Annotated in this window: 18 protein-coding genes; 7 read left to right on the top strand and 11 right to left on the bottom strand. The window is 47.1% G+C overall.

Annotated features, from left to right (window positions below; all coding sequences use genetic code 11):
* Nucleotides 1-5 precede the first annotated feature (5 nt).
* Nucleotides 6-1,025, bottom strand: coding sequence for an AraC family transcriptional regulator (locus FLM48_RS21175; protein WP_179026033.1), 1,020 nt, complete (start codon nt 1,023-1,025; stop codon nt 6-8).
* Between the two features lie 136 nt (nt 1,026-1,161).
* Between FLM48_RS21175 and FLM48_RS21170 the strand changes: the two genes are divergently transcribed.
* Entirely contained in the window at nt 1,162-1,488 is a 327-nt protein-coding gene (locus FLM48_RS21170; RefSeq protein WP_179026032.1) for an MFS transporter, read from the top strand.
* A 3-nt stretch (nt 1,489-1,491) separates the two neighbouring features.
* Nucleotides 1,492-2,715 (top strand): HlyD family secretion protein, encoded by a 1,224-nt coding sequence (locus FLM48_RS21165; protein WP_179026031.1) that lies wholly within the window; start codon nt 1,492-1,494, stop codon nt 2,713-2,715.
* A 38-nt stretch (nt 2,716-2,753) separates the two neighbouring features.
* Here the strand turns inward: FLM48_RS21165 and FLM48_RS21160 are convergent, their stop codons facing one another.
* Nucleotides 2,754-3,947: a diguanylate cyclase gene (locus tag FLM48_RS21160; RefSeq protein ID WP_179026030.1), complete on the bottom strand. Its 1,194-nt coding sequence runs from the start codon at nt 3,945-3,947 to the stop codon at nt 2,754-2,756.
* Nucleotides 3,948-4,267: 320 nt separating this feature from the next.
* On the opposite strand from FLM48_RS21160, the gene FLM48_RS21155 reads away from it, so the two are divergent.
* Entirely contained in the window at nt 4,268-5,056 is a 789-nt protein-coding gene (locus FLM48_RS21155) for a VOC family protein (RefSeq protein WP_179026029.1), read from the top strand.
* On the opposite strand, the gene FLM48_RS21150 is transcribed toward FLM48_RS21155, so the two are convergent.
* The 7 genes from FLM48_RS21150 to FLM48_RS21120 form a co-directional block, all read right to left on the bottom strand.
* On the bottom strand, nt 5,057-6,046 hold the full coding sequence (locus tag FLM48_RS21150; protein WP_179026028.1) for a ribonuclease T: 990 nt from the start codon (nt 6,044-6,046) through the stop codon (nt 5,057-5,059). It lies immediately after the preceding gene.
* An 82-nt stretch (nt 6,047-6,128) separates the two neighbouring features.
* Nucleotides 6,129-9,263, bottom strand: coding sequence for an efflux RND transporter permease subunit (locus FLM48_RS21145; protein WP_179026027.1), 3,135 nt, complete (start codon nt 9,261-9,263; stop codon nt 6,129-6,131).
* 12 nt (nt 9,264-9,275) lie between these two features.
* Nucleotides 9,276-10,967: an efflux RND transporter periplasmic adaptor subunit gene (locus FLM48_RS21140; protein WP_256870992.1), complete on the bottom strand. Its 1,692-nt coding sequence runs from the start codon at nt 10,965-10,967 to the stop codon at nt 9,276-9,278.
* Nucleotides 10,968-10,991: 24 nt separating this feature from the next.
* Nucleotides 10,992-11,465: a heavy metal-binding domain-containing protein gene (locus tag FLM48_RS21135; protein WP_179026026.1), complete on the bottom strand. Its 474-nt coding sequence runs from the start codon at nt 11,463-11,465 to the stop codon at nt 10,992-10,994.
* A 245-nt stretch (nt 11,466-11,710) separates the two neighbouring features.
* The gene (locus FLM48_RS21130; protein ID WP_028771876.1) at nt 11,711-12,121 is read right to left on the bottom strand and encodes a hypothetical protein; all 411 of its coding nucleotides are present in this window, start codon (nt 12,119-12,121) and stop codon (nt 11,711-11,713) included.
* A 115-nt stretch (nt 12,122-12,236) separates the two neighbouring features.
* Nucleotides 12,237-12,665 carry a DUF2057 family protein gene (locus FLM48_RS21125; RefSeq protein ID WP_179026025.1) on the bottom strand — a complete coding sequence of 143 codons (429 nt, stop codon included), beginning with the start codon at nt 12,663-12,665 and terminating at the stop codon, nt 12,237-12,239.
* A gap of 109 nt (nt 12,666-12,774) precedes the next feature.
* Complete coding sequence (locus FLM48_RS21120) at nt 12,775-13,203, bottom strand: hypothetical protein (RefSeq protein ID WP_179026024.1); 429 nt, start codon at nt 13,201-13,203, stop codon at nt 12,775-12,777.
* 387 nt (nt 13,204-13,590) lie between these two features.
* On the opposite strand from FLM48_RS21120, the gene FLM48_RS21115 reads away from it, so the two are divergent.
* Nucleotides 13,591-14,154, top strand: coding sequence for a NapC/NirT family cytochrome c (locus FLM48_RS21115; protein ID WP_028771873.1), 564 nt, complete (start codon nt 13,591-13,593; stop codon nt 14,152-14,154).
* Nucleotides 14,155-14,321: 167 nt separating this feature from the next.
* Entirely contained in the window at nt 14,322-14,789 is a 468-nt protein-coding gene (locus FLM48_RS21110) for a GNAT family N-acetyltransferase (protein ID WP_179026453.1), read from the top strand.
* A gap of 1 nt (nt 14,790) precedes the next feature.
* Here FLM48_RS21110 and FLM48_RS21105 read toward each other — a convergent pair whose 3' ends face one another.
* Both FLM48_RS21105 and rsmD read right to left on the bottom strand, forming a co-directional pair.
* Nucleotides 14,791-15,072: a DUF1145 domain-containing protein gene (locus FLM48_RS21105; RefSeq protein WP_179026023.1), complete on the bottom strand. Its 282-nt coding sequence runs from the start codon at nt 15,070-15,072 to the stop codon at nt 14,791-14,793.
* A gap of 102 nt (nt 15,073-15,174) precedes the next feature.
* Nucleotides 15,175-15,756, bottom strand: coding sequence for a 16S rRNA (guanine(966)-N(2))-methyltransferase RsmD (gene rsmD / locus FLM48_RS21100; RefSeq protein WP_028771870.1), 582 nt, complete (start codon nt 15,754-15,756; stop codon nt 15,175-15,177).
* Nucleotides 15,757-16,027: 271 nt separating this feature from the next.
* On the opposite strand from rsmD, the gene ftsY reads away from it, so the two are divergent.
* The gene (gene ftsY, locus FLM48_RS21095; protein ID WP_179026022.1) at nt 16,028-17,731 is read left to right on the top strand and encodes a signal recognition particle-docking protein FtsY; all 1,704 of its coding nucleotides are present in this window, start codon (nt 16,028-16,030) and stop codon (nt 17,729-17,731) included.
* Between the two features lie 93 nt (nt 17,732-17,824).
* Nucleotides 17,825-18,517, top strand: a complete 693-nt coding sequence (gene ftsE, locus FLM48_RS21090; RefSeq protein WP_028771868.1) for a cell division ATP-binding protein FtsE — start codon at nt 17,825-17,827, stop codon at nt 18,515-18,517.

The raw sequence follows: 18,517 nt of genomic DNA, 5'->3' as shown, positions 1-18,517 counted from the left end.
GCAGTTTAATCTGCGGGGTGTTGTTGACCTTGAAGACGCTGTAAGTATTGCTGTGGCGTGCACAAACGGAATGTTTTAAAGGCCTTGGTGAAACTTTGCTTATTGCCATAGCCAAGCAATTGGCTAATCTCTTCAATTTGTTTACCTTCCAACATATATTTCACCGCTTGATTGCTGAGCACATACCCCCTTAGGTAAATAAAACTAAAGCCCTTTTCTTGCAGGCGCCGCTGTAGTTGCTGCTTTGATAGGCCTAACTTACCGGCGACATCGGTAATACTCGGCAAACCGTAATAGCGACTGAAATTGACCAGTTCATAGAGAATTTTGGGCACATCGTCAGGCTGTGGCATGTTGATGTATTTTTCAAACAGTGACAATGGCATTTGTAAGGTGGGGTCGTGTAAGCCTTGCATCTGTTTAGATTGCAACAAAACCGTGTTGTCAGCCCATATCTCTGTTTGCTTAGTGTTGTACACCACTGGGCAATTAAACAGTTTTTCTAGCTGCAGATGGCTCATGGCTGGGCCACTCAAATGCACTTTATGCGGACTAAAATCAACACCCAAATAGTGCCGCATCGTATTAACTAGCATAAGTGCGACTCGCAAAGAGTCGTAACTGCGCTGCAGCCCTTTAGCATAGCGGGTGTTATAGCACCATTTGATAATTCGTCCCGACTGAATAACGTAGTAACTTGCGCCAGATTGAAACGCAGTGATGCCATAATTAATTCGTCGTAAACTGATAGCAAAGTCGGGCGCTGACATGAACCAGTCAGCGGGCATATTCATTTCGCTCAAGTTAAGAGACTGGGCAATATCACCTAAGTAGTTTTCGCCACATTGTACGCTGAGTTGTTCTAACCACGCCAAGTAGTCCCCCATTGGCACTAACGCCATCGGATCCTTGTACAGAGCATTTGGGATACCGAGATCGTTAGGTTCAAGCTGAAATTGCTCAAACGCGGCGCTTAAGACAATGTTGACGTAGTTCATGCGGATAAAAGCGATATCAGATTTCATCAACTCACTTTAGCTAGTAAGGGTTCCAATTTAGTCAAATTTAGCACGAAATTGATATAAATAGACTGTCAATATTGTTGCCTTGCCGGTATTTGTCAAAAATGGCCGCCATTTTGAGATGAAAAGGGTGGGGAAGATGAGTTTAATGGCAATGCCATTTGTTGATAGTGGGGTGGATACGACTCTGCATGTGATCAGTACTGTGTTTATGGTGGCAACCATTGCAGCGTTAGCGTTTGGTTTTTGGAAATTACATGAGCTACCGATTAACCAAGCACATAAAAAGCAACATCAGCAGATAGGCTTGATCACCGCGCTCACTTGGATAGGCTTTGTCTGGCATTGGGTGTGGGTGCTGGCCGTTATCGTGGCATTTGTCGATGCAGAAAAGGCCTTGATCAAGGTGCGTGATATATGGCGCCAACCACACAGTAGCGATAACATCGCTAACGACAGAGGGTAGACTATGTTAGAGGGATTAGCGGTTTGGGCCCTGTTTATCTACATTCTGCGTATGGTGGGCATGCCGTGGAATAAATACAGCAAGTCTTTTGCCTATGTCGGTGGCGGCAGCTGGCTGTTGTTTGTGTGGGTTGGATTACTTAATTATGCGCCAATGGATGTCTCTGGTGGCTCCGTTGTACAGTCACCCCATATCCAGTTGAGGCCCGCTTCAACTCAGATTAAGGGGCAAGTCGAAGCGATTCATATTAGTCCCAATCAGCAAATTGATGCAGGACAGTTGATTTACGAGCTAGATGATGAGCCTTTCCAAATTGCGTTGAATAAGGCACAGGTACAACTGCAAGCCGCAGAAGTGATGTTATCGGTAGCCAAAGAGGATGTGAAGTTAGCCGAGAAGCAACGTCAAACGGCCCTCTCTGACATTGATATGAAACTCAATCAATTGAATGCGGCCAAAAAAGATCTTATCTGGAAGCAAAAAACCTTAGCCAGATATGTTGAGCAGAATGACAAAGTCAAAGACACTATTTCCCAGAGTCAATTTGACGAGCAAATCAATGCGGTTGATATTGCGAGTGCACGCGTCGATACCTATACCTCTGAATCTGAGCAAGCTGAGTTGGCGCTTCATAAAAGCCATTTGGACATTGAAAAAGCGGAGTTGACGGTGAAAACCCGCAGTGCAGAATTGGCCGGTGAAATTGAAAATGTGGCTCAAGCGCAATGGAATTTAGACCATACCAAAGTATTTGCACCTACCGATGGCTTTGTGACTAACTTTATTATGCGCGAGGGACAACTGATAGGCCTAGTGCCGCGATTACAGATGTACACCAATGAAAAGTACGTTTTGATGCGCGTTAACCACCAAGCTATTCGTAACGTTAAAGTCGGGCAACTGGCTGAGTATACTTCCGCGGTATTTCCCGGCAAAATTTTTAGCGCAGAAGTCGAAGGGATTGTCGAAGCCACCGGGGAGTCCCAAGGTAGGCTGTTGGCGCTAGATGATAATGTTCGCCAAACTACGGTGCGCAACGTCAATAATAAGCACCATTTTGTCCGTCTAAAACTGCATGACGCACCGGGCTATGACATTCCTGTTGGCTCGGTTGGACTGGCATGGGTATCAGGTGAAAAGCCAATTGCCTTCTTGTCATTCTTGGATGTGATTCGCGGTATCGTGATCAGGATGAAATCGCAGATCTACTATTTCTATTCGCTGTAGGAATGCAGATGGTAAAAAGCCAAGCCGATGCTTGGCTTTTATTGGCAAACCTGATTTCGGCCTTTTTTCTTAGCACGGTACAAGGCTTCATCAGCCACTTTCATGCATTGATCAAAAGTTTGTCCTTTTAGGTGCTCTGCGACACCAATAGATACCGTAACGCTAACTGTTTGCTGGTTTTTACTATTGGCTTTACCACGTGTTTGCTTGGTTTGTTGCTTGCGCTTTTCATCGCGCAACACAATTTGGTATTGCTCAATCGCCTCACGGACTCCTTGTAGGTGATCTAGGGTTTCGTCGGTATTTTTTCTTGGGAAAACAATGGTGAACTCTTCACCACCGTATCGGAAAACCTTACCGTTACCGGTGACTTTGGCCAGTTTGGCGGCCACTAATTTCAATACTTGGTCGCCGACATCGTGGCCGTAGGTATCGTTGAATTTCTTGAAATGGTCAATATCAACCATAGCAACACTGTAGGTTCTACCCAGCGACAGGACCAAGTTATACAGTGCGCGTCGTGATGGTAATCCTGTCAACTCATCTCGGTAGGCAAGAAAGTAGGAATCAATCAAAATAGCTAACAAATAGGCCACGGCGACAACGCACAGCAGCACACTGAGCGGCAATAGTTGTGGCTGCAGTGTATGCATGAGCCACAAACCAAAGGTGATACTGATGGCGCTGTTAACTAGGTTAGCCTGCCAAAGTGTACGGGCGATGACGATGAGTGCAACGAGCCCTATGGGAGCGTATATCTGCACCATAGGATCCAGTGTAATTCCCAGCTTTTGTTGCACAAACAGATTAATGTCATCCAGTCCACGCAGCCAAAGATAGGCTAATCCAAAGCACACAATAATTGCGGCGCCTCTTAATAGACTGTGGGGGGATAACAGCCCTCTATCTTTAGTAAGTAATAGCACGCCAATCACTAACCCAATGGCGACGGCCCACACATCTTGGTACAAGGCTAAGGTGTTATCGGTTAACCACTGTTGATTGACCACACTGTAGTACAGCAATAATAAACCGGCGATATAAGCCAAGCGGCTACGGTTAAACTGAATGGCTAATAGGCTGGTAATGGTCAGTAACCAATAGGGGGCATAATCGATACTCGATTGCCAAGACTGCCAATTTTGCTGGGAAAAGTGCAGCGCGACAATGGCACACAAGGTGATAAGCACTGGCACACCTGCGTAGCGACATCCATGAAAAAATGAGACCAAGATTACTCCCAACTAAACAACTATTTTGCGTAAATACCGTTTCCTACTTCAACATATCAACCGCTGTTGCGCATTTATGCGGTAGGTTTTTATTAGTAGATCGACACTGAGAACATCAAATGAAGTCGATAATAATATTTGTACGTGATTGTGGTTAATAAGTCTATGTTATCTCAGCGTTGGCCACTACCTAAGGCTGCAATCAATAGCAGGTAATCGTTGACGACTAAGGCAATTAAATTTACCTAGCAGCATTAGACAGAGTGGCCAAAACCAGCTTAACTAGTTGTTATCACCGTTGGTTAGACAAGGACACACAGATGAAAATATCGAGTTACCAACAGGGGCAACCTTGCTGGATTGAATTGGCCAGTACTGATGCGGCTTCAGCAAGGCACTTTTATGCGGCACTATTTGATTGGGGCCTTAATGATATGCCGATCCCTGAAGGGGTTTATACCATGTTCACCATTGATGGCGATGATATTGGTGCCATGTATCAAATGCCACCTGAAATGTCTGAGCAGGGAACGCCGACGCACTGGGGAGTTTATTTTGCAGTGGATGATGTTCAATCTAGCGCTAAACTGGTCGCGCAGCAGGGAGGCAAGATAGTGATGGGGCCTCATGATGTTGGCGATGCTGGCAGCATGGCGCTGTGCCAAGACCCGGAAGGGGCGCACTTTTCACTTTGGCAAGCCAAGCAACATATTGGTTCGGCGCGTAAGGATGAGGTTAATACCTTGTGCTGGGTTGAATTAGCTTGCCGCGACAGTGCTCAAGCCAACGCTTTTTATACCAAAGTGCTTGGCTGGCAAACTCGTGTTTCCAAAATGGCCGGCATGGATTATACCGAATGGACTACCGCGGCAGGCCCACAAGGCGGCATGATGGAGATGACCGAGGAATGGGGTGATATTCCTGCCCATTGGATGAGTTATTTTATGGTGGAAAACTGTGATGCGGCGGTGGCCAAAGCCACGGAGTTAGGTGGCCAAGTGTGTGTCCCCCCAACCGACATCGAAACTGTCGGTCGGTTCTCAGTGATCAACGACCCTCAAGGTGGGGTATTTTCGGTCATCACACTTAGTCCACAAGCGGCCCCGTAGCTACGGGTATTGCGATAGCATAAAGCGTTGCCCGCAAGAGCCTTTGCGGGCATGGCTACCTTGTCGCAGCAATTGCGAAATTGCTCCGCCACTGAGCTGTTTTGGCAGCTGCAACTGGATCTCTACCAATTGGCCTTGGCGGCATTGCAAACTGACATGACGATAACTGCCTTGGCCGAAGCTTGCATCTAACGCCTGATTAAACTGACTGCGCGACACCGTTTTACCTCGATTGGCCTGCACAAATTCTTGCACTAATGTGGATTGATTGACCTGCTGGGTTAACTTAATGGCGAGCTGATAATATTGCTGCGCACTACTATCTCGACAGGTGCCATGCTTCCACCATTCATGACGTTGCAGACAAGTACCGTATGCCGCACTGGGCATGATTTGATGCAGTTGCTCGCGGGTATGCTGGCTTAAGTCGATTTTAGGGTAGTTGCAAAACTGCGCCGGTTGCTTAGTTACCTCTCCACAGTAGCCATAACTGATACCGCATCCTTGGCGGTTAGGCCATAAGCCATGCAAGCTAAATTGTTTAGCACTGAGCTGCTGATTGTTGCTCTGTTGGCATTCGGTGCGCTGACTGCCACGGGTCTGACAAAAGCCGGGTTGCCAGCTTAGGGCGAGCACATGGCTGTCATATTGCTTGGCTATTTGACATTGCGCCGCATTATTGTTGGTTTTTACAGCAGATAAAGACGTGTTGCCTGCAATATCGGTGCAATTAGCCGCAATCCAGCGCAATGGATGTGGTTGCTGCTTTGTGTCGACTCGCACCCATGTGGGGGCTTCGTGCGGGCCTAATGTTTGCTTTACCGCGTAGCGACTACCTACAATCGCTTGCCGGTTATCTGGATTAGTTTGCTTGTTTTTCGATTGGTACAACGGGCAGTTAGCGGTGATACTGATGTTTGCGCCAAAAGCGGATAGGGTAGGCAAGCAAAAGAGCAATAGCGTGAGTAGTAAGCGGTAACTATTGAGCATAATAATGAATCGTTAACTCTAGGATTGCTTAACTTAGCATAGAAAATACCGAGCACGGCAAAGGCCGTGCTCGGTAATGTGACTAAGCGGCGAGTTTGCGTTTATAAATCAGTAAGTAGATTGCCGGTAATACAAACAAAGACAACAATGGCGCGGTTATCATGCCGCCCACCATAGGTGCAGCGATTTTCTGCATCACTTCGTTACCCGTGCCTGTGCCCCACATGATCGGTAGCAAGCCGAAGAAAATGGTGGCGACGGTCATGGCTTTCGGGCGAATCCGCATCACGGCACCATGGACCAGGGCTTCAACTAAGTCTCGCTGTTGACGGTAGTTGCCCGCTAGTTGACGGTCTTTAATGGCATTGTTGAGGTACACTTGCATGACCACGCCAAATTCAGCCGCGACCCCAGCCAGTGCGATCATTCCCACCGAGACAGCCACCGAAAAGTTAAAGTCCAGCGCATATAACAACCAGGCACTGCCGACTAGAGAAAACGGCAAGCTGAGCATAATTACACTCGCCTGTACAAACGAGTTAAACGTCATCATCAGCAGCATGAAAATCACTGCCACCATGAGGGGAATAACCAACTGCATTTTTGCTTCGACTCGCTGCATATATTCATATTGTCCGGCAAAACTGTAGCTGTATCGTGCGGGCAGATTGACTTGTTCATCTAACGCAGCACGCGCCATAGTGATGTATTCACCAATTGAGATATCTTTTAAATCGACAAATACCCAACTGATTAAACGGCCATTTTCACTGGCTAACATAGGTGCACCGTCACTGACTTCTATGGTGGCTAGATTCCCCAGAGGGACATACTTACCTGTTTTAGTCAGTACCGGCAGATCACGCAGCTTTTCAATACTGTCTCGCAGTTCACGTGGATAGCGAATATTGATTGGGTAGCGCTCTTGCCCTTGTATTGATTGACCCACCTGCATACCGCCAATGGCCATTTGTACGACATCTTGAATATCCTTTAACGTCATGCCGTAGCGAGCAGCATTCTTCAAGTTAGGGTCGATGTCGATATAGCGTCCACCACTGGTGCGCTGGGCGAAGGCTGACATGGTGCCCGGTAACTGACTGACTACGGCTTCTATTTCAGTACCAATACGTTGCAGCTCGTCAATATCGGCTCCGGAAATCTTGATGCCAACGGGGGTACGAACGCCGGTAGAAAGCATATCGATACGGGTCTTAATCGGCTGCACCCACGCATTGGTCATGCCGGGTACGCGTACTGTTTTTTGTAGTTCAGCAATGATGCCTTCTAAAGTCATGCCTTCACGCCAAGTTTCTCTTGGATTGAGCATGATGGTGGTTTCCAGCATCGTCAGCGGCGCCGGATCGGTTGCGGTCATCGCGCGGCCCACTTTACCAAATACTCGTTTCACTTCAGGAATTGTTTTAATGAGCCTGTCGGTTTGCTGCAATATTTCCGCCGCTTTGCCGGAGCTAACGCTAGGCAAGGTGGTGGGCATGTATAGCAGATCACCCTCTTCTAGCTCTGGCATAAACTCACTGCCCATTTTACTCATAGGGTAGAGAGCACTGGCCAACGCCATCAGAGCCAGCAATAGTGTCACCTTGGGAAAACGCAGTACCAGTCGCAGTGTGGGCTCGTAAATGGCAATCAGCACGCGACTAATAGGGTTCTTGTTCTCGTCGGGGATCTTGCCGCGAACAAAATAACCTAATAGCACTGGGATTAAGGTGATGGCTAATATGGCTGATGCCGCCATCGCGAAGGTTTTGGTGTAGGCGAGTGGGTGGAATAACCGTCCCTCTTGTGCCTCTAACGCAAATACCGGTACAAAACTCAAGGTAATGATCAGCAAGCTGAAAAACAGCGCCGGTCCCACTTCTATTGACGCTTTACGCACCAAATCCCAATGGGCATCACCCGTGGGGGCTTGGCCGTTATGTTGGGCGCGATAATGCTCTAAGTGCTTATGCACGTTTTCCACCATCACGATGGCGGCATCCACAACGGCGCCAATGGCAATGGCGATACCGCCTAAGCTCATGATGTTGGCATTCACCCCAATCATGTTCATGACAATAAAGCTGATTAAGATGGATATTGGTAGTGAGATTATCGCCACCAATGTAGAGCGGGCATGCAGTAGGAAAATGAGACAGATGAAGCCAACCACTAGCATCTCTTCAATCACTTTCTGCTTGAGGTTGTCGACTGAGTTAAGGATGAGCTCAGATCTGTCATAGGTAATCACCAGCTCGACTCCGTCTGGCAGACCATTTTCTACTTCTTTGAGCTTAGCTTTCACATTGTTGATCGTCGCTAAGGCATTCTCGCCATAGCGCATGACCACAATTCCCCCAACCACTTCACCCTGACCGTCCAGCTCAGCAATACCGCGCCTTGCAGCTGGGCCGGTACGTAATTGCGCCACATCTTTCATCAGTACTGGAATGCCAGAATCAGACACGATGCCGAGCGGGATCTCTTCAAAGTCAGCCAAGGTTTGGCGGTAGCCTGATGAGGTGATCATATACTCAGCTTCGGCCATCTCAATGACCGAGCCACCCGTAGAGCTATTAGAGTTGTCCAAGGCATTTTTCACGGTCATCAAATCAATTTGATATAGCGCGAGTTTATGCGGGTCGACAATGATCTGGTATGACTGCTCCATGCCTCCTATGGTGGCAATTTCAGATACCCCAGAGACACTTTGCAGCTCTAACTTTAAAAACCAGTCCTGTAAGGATCTGAGTTGGGCTAAGTCATGTTGGCCTTTGCGATCAACTAAGGCATATTGAAACACCCAGCCGACTCCGGAGGCATCGGGGCCGAGTGTCGGGGTGACGTTTTCTGGTAGCTGGGCTTGGGTTTGTGATAAATACTCCAATACCCGTGATCGTGCCCAATATATGTCGGTGCCGTCTTCAAAAATAATATAAACGTATGAATCACCAAACATAGAAAAGCCGCGTACGGTTTTTGCTCCTGGTACGGCTAGCATGGCGGTTGATAACGGATAAGTGATTTGATCTTCAACCAGTTGCGGGGCTTGGCCCGGATAAGAGGTTTTGACGATCACTTGTACATCCGACAAGTCAGGAAGGGCATCAAGCGGTGTCATCCGCATTGCCTGATACCCAATAAGTGCAACGACAAAGGTCAGCAATAGCACCATGGCACGCTGTTTAATCGAAGCGCTAATAATTTTTTCTAACATAGCGAACTCCGATTAATGATGCGCATGAGGGTCAGACTCAGGTGCCTGACTATTACTGCCGCTCAAGCGTTGTAATGTGCCTTGAATACTGGCTTCAGAGTCAAGCAAGAACTGTCCAGATACAATGACTTTATCGCCTTCATTTAGCCCTTCAATGATCTCGGCATGGCCCTGGGTGATAATGCCAACTTTAACCGGTACCGAGGCAAAGCGAGTGTCATCGCGCTGCACGACCACACGGTTTTCACGACCGGTCAGAATAAGTGCTTCTGTGGGAACAGATAACACTCCGCGGCTGGGGCCACCGAACAGCTTGACGTCAACCAAGGTACCAGGTTTGAGCATTTTATTGGGGTTATCCAATTTGATACGCACGCGCATGGCTCGGGTGACAGGGTCGAGTTCAGGATAGATATAGTCGATGCTTGACTCGAGATCGAACAATCCTTGCGCTGAAGAGGTGATCTCCACAGGGCGACCTTGCTCTAACCAGCTTTGTTCATTCTCAAATACATCAGCAATAACCCACACGCTGCTTAGATCGACAATCTCGATTAAGGTGTCGCCAGGTTGCACATACATGCCGTGGCGCACGGTGAGCTGACTAACAAACCCATCTTGGTCGGCATAAAAAGGTACCCGGTAGATGGTTTCGCCAGTGCGTTCTAGTTGTTTGATGGTGGCGTCATTCACGCCCAATAATTCCAAACGTTGGCGTGCTTTTTTCAGTAGTACATTGCCGCGGTTTTTATCTTGCTTTAAGTAGTCCTTGGCCTGCATATAATCATCTTGGGCGTTGACGAGCTCGGGTGAGTAAAGCTCATACAGCAACTCGCCTTTCTTCACCCGCTGGCCCACATTGTGGACATGCAAGGTTTCAATCCAACCCGTTACGCGCGTATGGACATGACCAATGGCATTTTCGTTGTACTCTACGGTACCTATGGTTTTGACTAGCTTCCACAAAGTGCCGCGTTCAACGGTTTCACTGCGCATGCCCAAAGCTTGCTGCATACCACCGTTGACGCCGACGACCACTTCTTCTCCGGCTTGGCCGCTGGTAGAGACTTGCTCTAAATCCATGCCGCAGATTGGGCAGCTGCCCGGTTCATCTGAAATAACATGGGGGTGCATGGGGCACACGTATTTAATATTGCTGCTATTGTCATTGCTGGCAACGAGGGTGGGTTTAGGCTGATCTAATACTGATTGCGGCTCTGCATCAGTTTCTTCTTCCTCTTCTTTGCTGACTAAAAACATATTGCACTTAGGGCAGCGGCCCGCTTCATGGCTGGTAACCTCTGGGTGCATTGGGCAGTAGTACTTAGCCTCATTGGTATGTTGATGCGTATCAGCTTGATCGCTAACTAAAAACATATTGCACTTGGGGCAGCGGTCATCTTTATCACCGGTGACCTCTGGGTGCATTGGGCAGTAGTACTTGACCTCATCGGTATGTTGATGCGTATCAGCTTGATCGCTAACTAAAAACATATTGCACTTGGGGCAGCGGTCATCTTTATCACCGGTGACTTCTGGGTGCATTGGGCAATAGTAGTGCGCATCGCTAGGTGCCGATTGTGCTTGCTGGTGTTGATGTTGCTCATGCTGGTGGCCATTAGCCATCGACATGTGTGGGGTAAAAAACAGTGTCAGCCCGACTAGATAGGTTACTAGCGGACGACTTAAATTCAATAAACTCATAATGCCTCAACTCCACTTAGTTACTTAATGATGCTTGTGCGGTTGAGCACTAGCAGATTTTACGGGTTCGAGGTTCATACCACATTTAGGGCAAGTGTCGCCTTTTTTACCTGTGACTTCAGGATGCATCGGGCAATCATATTGGGCTTGTGCGTGATGCTGTCCTTTAGCTGGGCAGTTTTGGCACTTATGCTCTGCATTCTCAGAATGAGGGCACTTTTTGGCTTGCGCGTGTTGACCATGAGGGCAGTTTTTACACTGCTCTTTTTTGGCGTGTGGGCAGTTAGGGTGTTGGCTATCAGCAGCAACTTTCTTGGCGGTTAGATCCATACCACATTTAGGGCAAGAGTCGCCCTTAGCGCCTTGCACTTCTGGATGCATTGGGCAGTGATGGCTTTGGCTTTGTTCGCTGTGATGTCCGTGTGCATGCGCGGATACCTGTGGCGCCATAGCCAAAACAAGAAAAGCTGATACGACTAAGCTGATTATGGTTTTCATTTACTCACTCCATCATGATGATGGCCTTTGCTGTGTTTACCAAAAAAGCATCTGGTAAGACAAATTCAGGCTAATATAAATAACCGCAATTAATATCAGTAGTAGCATTTTTCTGCGTTATCGCAGCACTAAGCATAGGGGCCGATAGGCATACACTCGGTGTAAACTAACTCACATCAATTGTGATTGATATAGACATTTTTTACTAAGAAATTTCCCATTACTGGGTTGAACCAAGTTGCAGTTTAGGCAATTGGAGGGCGTAAATTTCTCGGTAATGAAATAGAGTGGAAATGAGGCATTTGAGTGGCCGTCGCGATTTGTGAACCGACAAAACCTGGCCAAGATTCTATCGTTAACAAGGTACCTGCAACTGATATCACTAGGCAGTGATTACAGTCTCCTTGGCAAAACCCTTCGCCTTCACAACAATTTGATTGCTGTTGAGCCGCTGACTGCATTTGGTCACAACAGTGGCTTTGGTCAACGGCATTGTTGCTGTGACAATCGGCTTGTTCCATCATCTGCATAGCGGGCATATCTTCACTGGCATGGGCAACGTTTATCATCGCGAAACCATTAGACAACAAAGTTTGACCCACAAGGGCAAACAAAGTCATGGTGACGAGAAAATGGCGTCGAATAGCAGTAAACATATTGATTCCAACTAATAAGATTGTTCAAGTTTATCACGAAGCAATCTTGCTGCGTTGATTTAATTCACGTTTTGATTAATCAACGCAGCTTTTTGTGTGCACATGTAGTGCGTGATTACTGCTTGGCAAACAACAGTTGTGCCATAAGTTGGTGATGGGTCATGAGTGTGACCTGCTCACCTTGGCCTTGGGCGTTACGCAAAGTTAACATAGGTTGCTCGAGGAAGTCGTAGGCGTCATCTTCAGAGTATATCTGCGGCAACTCCAGTTGGTAATCGCCTTCATCGGCAAACTTAACCAACAGATATAACGGATCTGATTTCACCCAAGCGCCAGAATCGTCGGCATTGGCGGCAAAAATATCGTGATATTGAATCTCGATAAGTTGCTGCCCTTGTTGTAGGTCAACCATTTGGCTGTGGCTATTATGTTCACCGTTGACGCCGGTAACTTTAATGGTGTCAGGAAACGCGAGTGTAGTCGCATTAGCATTCAATGTTGCAAATAAACCAGTGATAAGTGCAGTTTTTAGTAAGGTATTCATAATAAGCTCCAAAATCGTGTTAGCTGGCTTCAGGGTGTAGCGATCCAATATCGCTGTCAGTGGCTGAAGCAATCATTTAATTTGTCGATAGATAAATAAGTGATAGGGACTAAACGGTTATCGGTGGCCGATGAATGGGGGCTAAATATGCCGTCTCGGCATACCAAATATATAGCACTAGCGGATAGTGACTGCTTGGCTGAGCAAGGCTCATGGGATTATGCAGTAACATAGCGCTGGCGCTAGCACAGTGAGTTAAGCAATTGCCACTACTGAGCATTTCACATAATGCATCACAATCTATTTGTGGAACATTGGCGTGAGCATTGGGTGTGTCACAGTGCTTGCTATTGGTCAGTGATAGCTCAGTAATGCCATCTTGTGGTGACCAAACATCATCAGATAACGGCTCAGCTAATTCACTGTGTTGATGAGAAGCAGCGTGCAGGAAACTCGGCATCGCCATTGCTGGTGTGAGCAGTGCCTGCCCAACCAGTGCGATAATTAAGAGTCCCCGTATCAGTTGCTGTTTCATCATCTGCAATCAGGTTTAACTGTGAGTGTGTTGACAAAATAGACCGCTAATACTCGAATTTAGTTTCATAAAGATCGGAAATTTCTTCGCAGATTTGCCCGTTTTTCTTAGCTTATTAAGTATTTATACAAATCAAAAAACATGAAATTCTAGAAAATTCATTTGTTTAAGCACTAAACCTTGCAGAAAATAGGTCTATGCATTAGCTTTAGGTTTAGCGAAAGTACGTTTTGAGCAATACGTTTTTCTCGCTTTTGGAAATTAGAGTTAGAGCTAGCTCTCATTTTGCGCTATTAAACCCAGATTAAAATTGGTTAATGGGTTTATAATCTAACCATAGAGATGAAGTGCTGTAAGAATATAAAATAATCATAGTTTTGGAGAAGAGTGATGAACTGGCGTGCACTATTTAAACCGAGCGCGAAATACTCAATATTAGCCCTTTTAGTGGTTGGTATTGTAGTGGGTGTTGTGGGCTATTTCGCTACACAACAAACTTTACACGCAACCAGTACAGATGAGTTCTGTATGTCTTGCCACAGTAACCATTCTTTGAAGGATGAAGTACTGGCTTCGGCTCACGGTGGTGGACGCGCAGGTGTGACTGTTCAATGTCAAGATTGTCACTTACCTCACAACCCAGTTAAGTACCTAGTTAAGAAGATCATCGTATCGAAAGATCTATATGGTTACCTAACGATTGACGGTTTCAACACTCAAGAGTGGTTAGACGAAAACCGTAAAGAGCAAGCAGACCTAGCGCTTAAGTACTTCAAGGGCAATGACTCTGCTAACTGTACTCACTGTCACACTCGTATTTACGAGAACCAGCCTGAGTCAATGAAGAAAATGGCTAAGAGAATGCACGAGCGCAACTTCCAAAAAGAACCTGCGGATCGTAAAACTTGTGTAGACTGCCACAAAGGTGTTGCTCACGTTTATCCAAAAGGCTAATCGCCAACTGAGATAAAATAGCAATACGCTGTCATAAAGCCTCAACTATGTTGGGGCTTTTTTGTGTCCGCTTGTGACTATCTCTAGTCGACAACGGCCATGAAACTGATTAGGTTATATTGGTAGGAAGTTGTTTGGATAGACTAACCAGTGAGGGTTCAATTTTGATGCGTATTTCCGTGGGGGACTTAACTCACCCCCAAGTGATAGCGCTATTGGAAGCGCATTTACAAGATATGCATGCGACTTCACCCATTGAAAGTGTGCATGCATTAGATTTGAGTGAACTCAATCATGCTTCAGTGACATTTTGGACCCTGTGGCAAGGTGACCAACTTGCTGGCTGCGCGGCAATAAAGCAATTAACGCCGCAACATGCCGAGATTAAGTCTATGCGCACCGCAAATGCTTTTCGTAAACAAAAAGTGGCAGTGACCTTGTTGAAACATCTATTGCGACAAGCGGCGAGCCGGGGTTACCAGCGCTTAAGTTTAGAAACCGGCAGTATGGACTTTTTCATTCCTGCGAGAAATTTATATCGGAAATTTGGTTTTGAGGAGTGTGGGCCTTTTGGGGATTACCAATTGGATCCCCATAGCGTATTTATGACCCGGAAAATAACCGGCTCGCTGTAGATCAGTTGTGTTTATCGCTACTGAGCACTTTCTGGCGGTAGCCAATTAAAGCAAATGCGCCAAAAGCAAAAACCTGCAGATAGTCAGCGGCTTTGAGAGTTAAGTAGGACTTAAAAAGGCTATGAAAAATGGCTACCTGAAACAGGTGCATCAATGCGGTGGCTGCCAGCAAAATGTTTAATATGGTGCCGATCTCCCCTTCAAAAGGCTGAATGAGATTAATGGCCATTAATAGCCATGCCCCTAAGGTCAACATTTTGCCGATCACGATTACCAATTTCATATAGCCTCTCTATCTACTGCATTGTCATAATTGCACTGTTAGCCGCCATTAAGTTAAATCACTATGTCAGGGGCAACATCATCTACCACGGGGTTTATATTGTTACGCTTGGTATTGATATAAGCGATATATCACCTGGCCGGCTTGCTTTTCTTTCAGCATCACCCAATCGCTGGGTACCTCAAGTGATTGCAGTTCACTTTCAGTTTCAACATAGATTTGCGCGTTGTTATTGAGCCATTGATGTTGACGCAGTCGATCTATGGTTTGCTCTGCTAAGCCTTTGCGAAAGGGTGGGTCGATATAAACGATATCAAATCCTTGTTCCGGCGGCTGCTCAAGTACTTTAAGGGTGTCGCCTTGAATAACCTCAGCCATAGCGGCATCACATTTAAGGGTGGTTAAATTATCTTGTAACTGCTTAGCGGCACTTTTTTGTAGTTCAATAACTTTAGCAAACTTAGCATAGCGCGATAGTGACTCGAAAAATAACGCGCCACTGCCACCATAGCAATCCAACACGCGGGCGCCAGTTACGTCGCCAGCTAACCAATTAAACAAGGTTTCTCGAACACGGTCTGTCGTTGGGCGCAAGCCCTCTAAATCATGGATGGGGAGTCGTCGCGAACGCCACTGTCCTGAAATGATCCGTACTTGTCCGCTCGAAGGTCGGTTTTTTGCCATAGATGTACACCGCCATTGCTTAGATGTTGTCCGGCTACTGAAAGTGCTAGACTGTTTTGCTAAATTTAGCTCGCTATTTTACCCCAAAGCCACAGCAAATAGTGAACCGCTGTGTGTTATTGATGTGCGGCGAGCAGTTTTATGGCATTTTCCTCGCTGTGACAGGTTAATTTTTGTGACGATTGGGTATAATGCCCCCCACATAAGTGCCCACTTCATTTCCCGTGGGAGAGCATTTTTCAAGTCAGTTAGTTGAGTACTGGTATTACACATGGCAAAAAAAGGTTTTTTTTCCTGGTTTCGCAAAGATAAGTCGAAAGAGGAAGTTAAGGCAGCAGAGGCTGAGAGCACCACACCAGTAGAAGCTGACCAATCAGCAGATAATCAAGCTGAAGTAGAAGGTGTTGCTGCCCAGCAGGCAGAGCAAGCAGAAACCGAACGCCTTGAACAGGAGCGTATTGAGCAAGCACGTATTGAAGCTGAACGAGTCGCTGCCGAGCAGGCAGAACAAGCGCGTTTAGCCGCTGAGCGAGCAGAGGCCGAACGCCTTGAACAGGAGCGTGTTGAGCAAGCACGTATTGAAGCTGAACGTGTCGCTGCCGAGCAGGCAGAACAAGCGCGTTTAGCGGCTGAGCGAGCAGAGGCCGAACGCCTTGAACAGGAGCGTATTGAGCAAGCACGTGTTGAAGCTGAACGTCTTGCTGCCGAGCAGGCAGAACAAGCGCGTTTAGCGGCTGAGCGAGCAGAGGCCGAACGCCTTGAACAGGAGCGTATTGAGCAAGCACGTGTTGAAGCTGAACGTCTTGCTGCCGAGCAGGCAGAACAAGCGCGTTTAGCGGCTGAGCGAGCAGAGGCCGAACGCCTTGAACAGGAGCGTATTGAGCAAGCACGTCTTGAAGCTGAACGTGTTGCTGCTGAGCAAGCAGAACAGGCTCGTCTAGAGCAAGAACAAGCAGAAGCGGAGCGTCTTGAGCAAGAGCGCCTTGACGCTGAACAGGCGGCACAAGCACAGCCAGAGCCACAGGCTAAACCTAGCAAAGAAGGCTTTTTTGCGCGCCTTAAGCGTGGTTTGAAGCGTACCAGTGAAAACATTGGTAGCGGCTTTATTGGTCTATTTAAAGGCAAAAAGATCGATGACGACCTTTTTGAGGAGCTCGAAGAGCAGTTACTGATCGCCGATGTTGGGGTTGAAACCACAACCAAACTCATTGATAGCTTGACCGAGCAAGCCAGCCGCAAACAGCTAAAAGACGGTGAAGCACTGTATGAGCTGATGCGTGAAGAGATGCAAAATACTCTAGCACCGGTTGATGTGCCATTGGTGCCTGAAAATAAAGACGGCCCATTTGTGATCTTGATGGTGGGTGTCAATGGCGTGGGTAAAACCACCACCATTGGTAAGTTGGCTAAGCAATATCAATCACAAGGTAAGTCGGTGATGTTAGCGGCAGGGGATACTTTCCGTGCTGCAGCGGTAGAGCAACTACAAGTATGGGGTCAGCGTAATGATATCCCTGTTGTCGCCCAGCATACTGGTGCAGACAGTGCCTCGGTATTGTTTGATGCACTGCAAGCGGCTAGAGCCCGGAATATTGATATCTTGATCGCCGATACCGCCGGTCGTCTGCAAAATAAAGCCCACTTAATGGATGAGCTTAAGAAAGTGGTGCGGGTGATGAAGAAACAAGATGAGTCGGCGCCCCATGAAGTCATGCTGACCTTAGATGCAAGCACAGGTCAAAATGCCATTAGCCAAGCGCAGTTGTTCAAAGAAGCGGTGGGCGTGACCGGTATTACCATCAGTAAACTAGATGGTACGGCTAAGGGCGGGGTGATTTTTGCGATTGCCGATAAATTTGGTATTCCAATCCGTCACATTGGTGTTGGCGAGCAAATTGACGATTTACGCACCTTTAATGCCAAAGATTTTGTTGATGCGTTATTTAGCCAAGCAGAAGAAGACAAGTCTGCCTAAGGTGATAAGATTTAGGTTGTTTTTTGCAAAGCTAGGTCGTTCACGTTAAGTTGCAGGAGCGACATAATACAAAATCTATAATATTGGGTAATCATGATTCGATTTGAGCAAGTAAGCAAAGTCTATCCCGGTGGACAAAAAGCGCTCTCAGACGTGAGTTTTCATTTACAGCGTGGTGAAATGGCGTTTTTAACCGGCCATTCTGGTGCGGGTAAAAGTACCTTGCTCAAATTGATCACTGTGATTGAACGTGCCAATGCGGGTCGCGTATCGATTAATGGTCATGACATTGCCAAAATTAAACGCAGTGATGTGCCCTTTCTGCGCCGTGATATTGGCATGATTTTCCAGAACCACCATCTGCTGATGGATCGCAGCGTGTTTGATAACGTGGCCTTACCGCTGGTTATCGAAGGTTTTTCCCATAACGAAATTAAAAAGCGGGTGCTGGCGTCATTAGATATGGTGGGCTTGTATGGCAAAGAACGCCACAACCCAATCATGCTATCTGGTGGTGAACAGCAGCGGGTGGGGATTGCCCGAGCGATTGTGAATAAGCCACCATTGCTATTAGCCGATGAGCCTACCGGTAACTTAGATCCTAAGTTATCGATGGACATTCTCCGCTTGTTCGAAACCTTTAACGACGCGGGTACCACAGTGTTGATTGCCACCCATGATTTAGGGCTGATAGCGCGAATGAAGTACCGCACGTTAACCCTAAAACAGGGACGGGTGCTGGGTGGAGAAGAGCTCAGCAGTCACGTCAACGTGCCGGCACAGTGA

Source organism: Shewanella sp. Scap07 (assembly GCF_013394145.1).
GTDB classification, from domain to species: Bacteria; Pseudomonadota; Gammaproteobacteria; order Enterobacterales; family Shewanellaceae; genus Shewanella; species Shewanella waksmanii.
This window is presented reverse-complemented; position numbering and strand designations above follow the sequence as displayed.

Bases quoted from the DNA above. Each gene is read 5' to 3' on its own strand.
- FLM48_RS21175 (WP_179026033.1), bottom strand. From the start codon at position 1,025: ATGAAATCTGATATCGCTTTTATCCGCATGAACTACGTCAACATTGTC.
- FLM48_RS21170 (WP_179026032.1), top strand. From the start codon at position 1,162: ATGAGTTTAATGGCAATGCCATTTGTTGATAGTGGGGTGGATACGACT.
- FLM48_RS21165 (WP_179026031.1), top strand. From the start codon at position 1,492: ATGTTAGAGGGATTAGCGGTTTGGGCCCTGTTTATCTACATTCTGCGT.
- FLM48_RS21155 (WP_179026029.1), top strand. From the start codon at position 4,268: ATGAAAATATCGAGTTACCAACAGGGGCAACCTTGCTGGATTGAATTG.
- FLM48_RS21150 (WP_179026028.1), bottom strand. From the start codon at position 6,046: ATGCTCAATAGTTACCGCTTACTACTCACGCTATTGCTCTTTTGCTTG.
- FLM48_RS21145 (WP_179026027.1), bottom strand. From the start codon at position 9,263: ATGTTAGAAAAAATTATTAGCGCTTCGATTAAACAGCGTGCCATGGTG.
- FLM48_RS21140 (WP_256870992.1), bottom strand. From the start codon at position 10,967: ATGAGTTTATTGAATTTAAGTCGTCCGCTAGTAACCTATCTAGTCGGG.
- FLM48_RS21135 (WP_179026026.1), bottom strand. From the start codon at position 11,465: ATGAAAACCATAATCAGCTTAGTCGTATCAGCTTTTCTTGTTTTGGCT.
- FLM48_RS21130 (WP_028771876.1), bottom strand. From the start codon at position 12,121: ATGTTTACTGCTATTCGACGCCATTTTCTCGTCACCATGACTTTGTTT.
- FLM48_RS21125 (WP_179026025.1), bottom strand. From the start codon at position 12,665: ATGAATACCTTACTAAAAACTGCACTTATCACTGGTTTATTTGCAACA.
- FLM48_RS21120 (WP_179026024.1), bottom strand. From the start codon at position 13,203: ATGATGAAACAGCAACTGATACGGGGACTCTTAATTATCGCACTGGTT.
- FLM48_RS21115 (WP_028771873.1), top strand. From the start codon at position 13,591: ATGAACTGGCGTGCACTATTTAAACCGAGCGCGAAATACTCAATATTA.
- FLM48_RS21110 (WP_179026453.1), top strand. From the start codon at position 14,322: ATGCGTATTTCCGTGGGGGACTTAACTCACCCCCAAGTGATAGCGCTA.
- FLM48_RS21105 (WP_179026023.1), bottom strand. From the start codon at position 15,072: ATGAAATTGGTAATCGTGATCGGCAAAATGTTGACCTTAGGGGCATGG.
- rsmD (WP_028771870.1), bottom strand. From the start codon at position 15,756: ATGGCAAAAAACCGACCTTCGAGCGGACAAGTACGGATCATTTCAGGA.
- ftsY (WP_179026022.1), top strand. From the start codon at position 16,028: ATGGCAAAAAAAGGTTTTTTTTCCTGGTTTCGCAAAGATAAGTCGAAA.
- ftsE (WP_028771868.1), top strand. From the start codon at position 17,825: ATGATTCGATTTGAGCAAGTAAGCAAAGTCTATCCCGGTGGACAAAAA.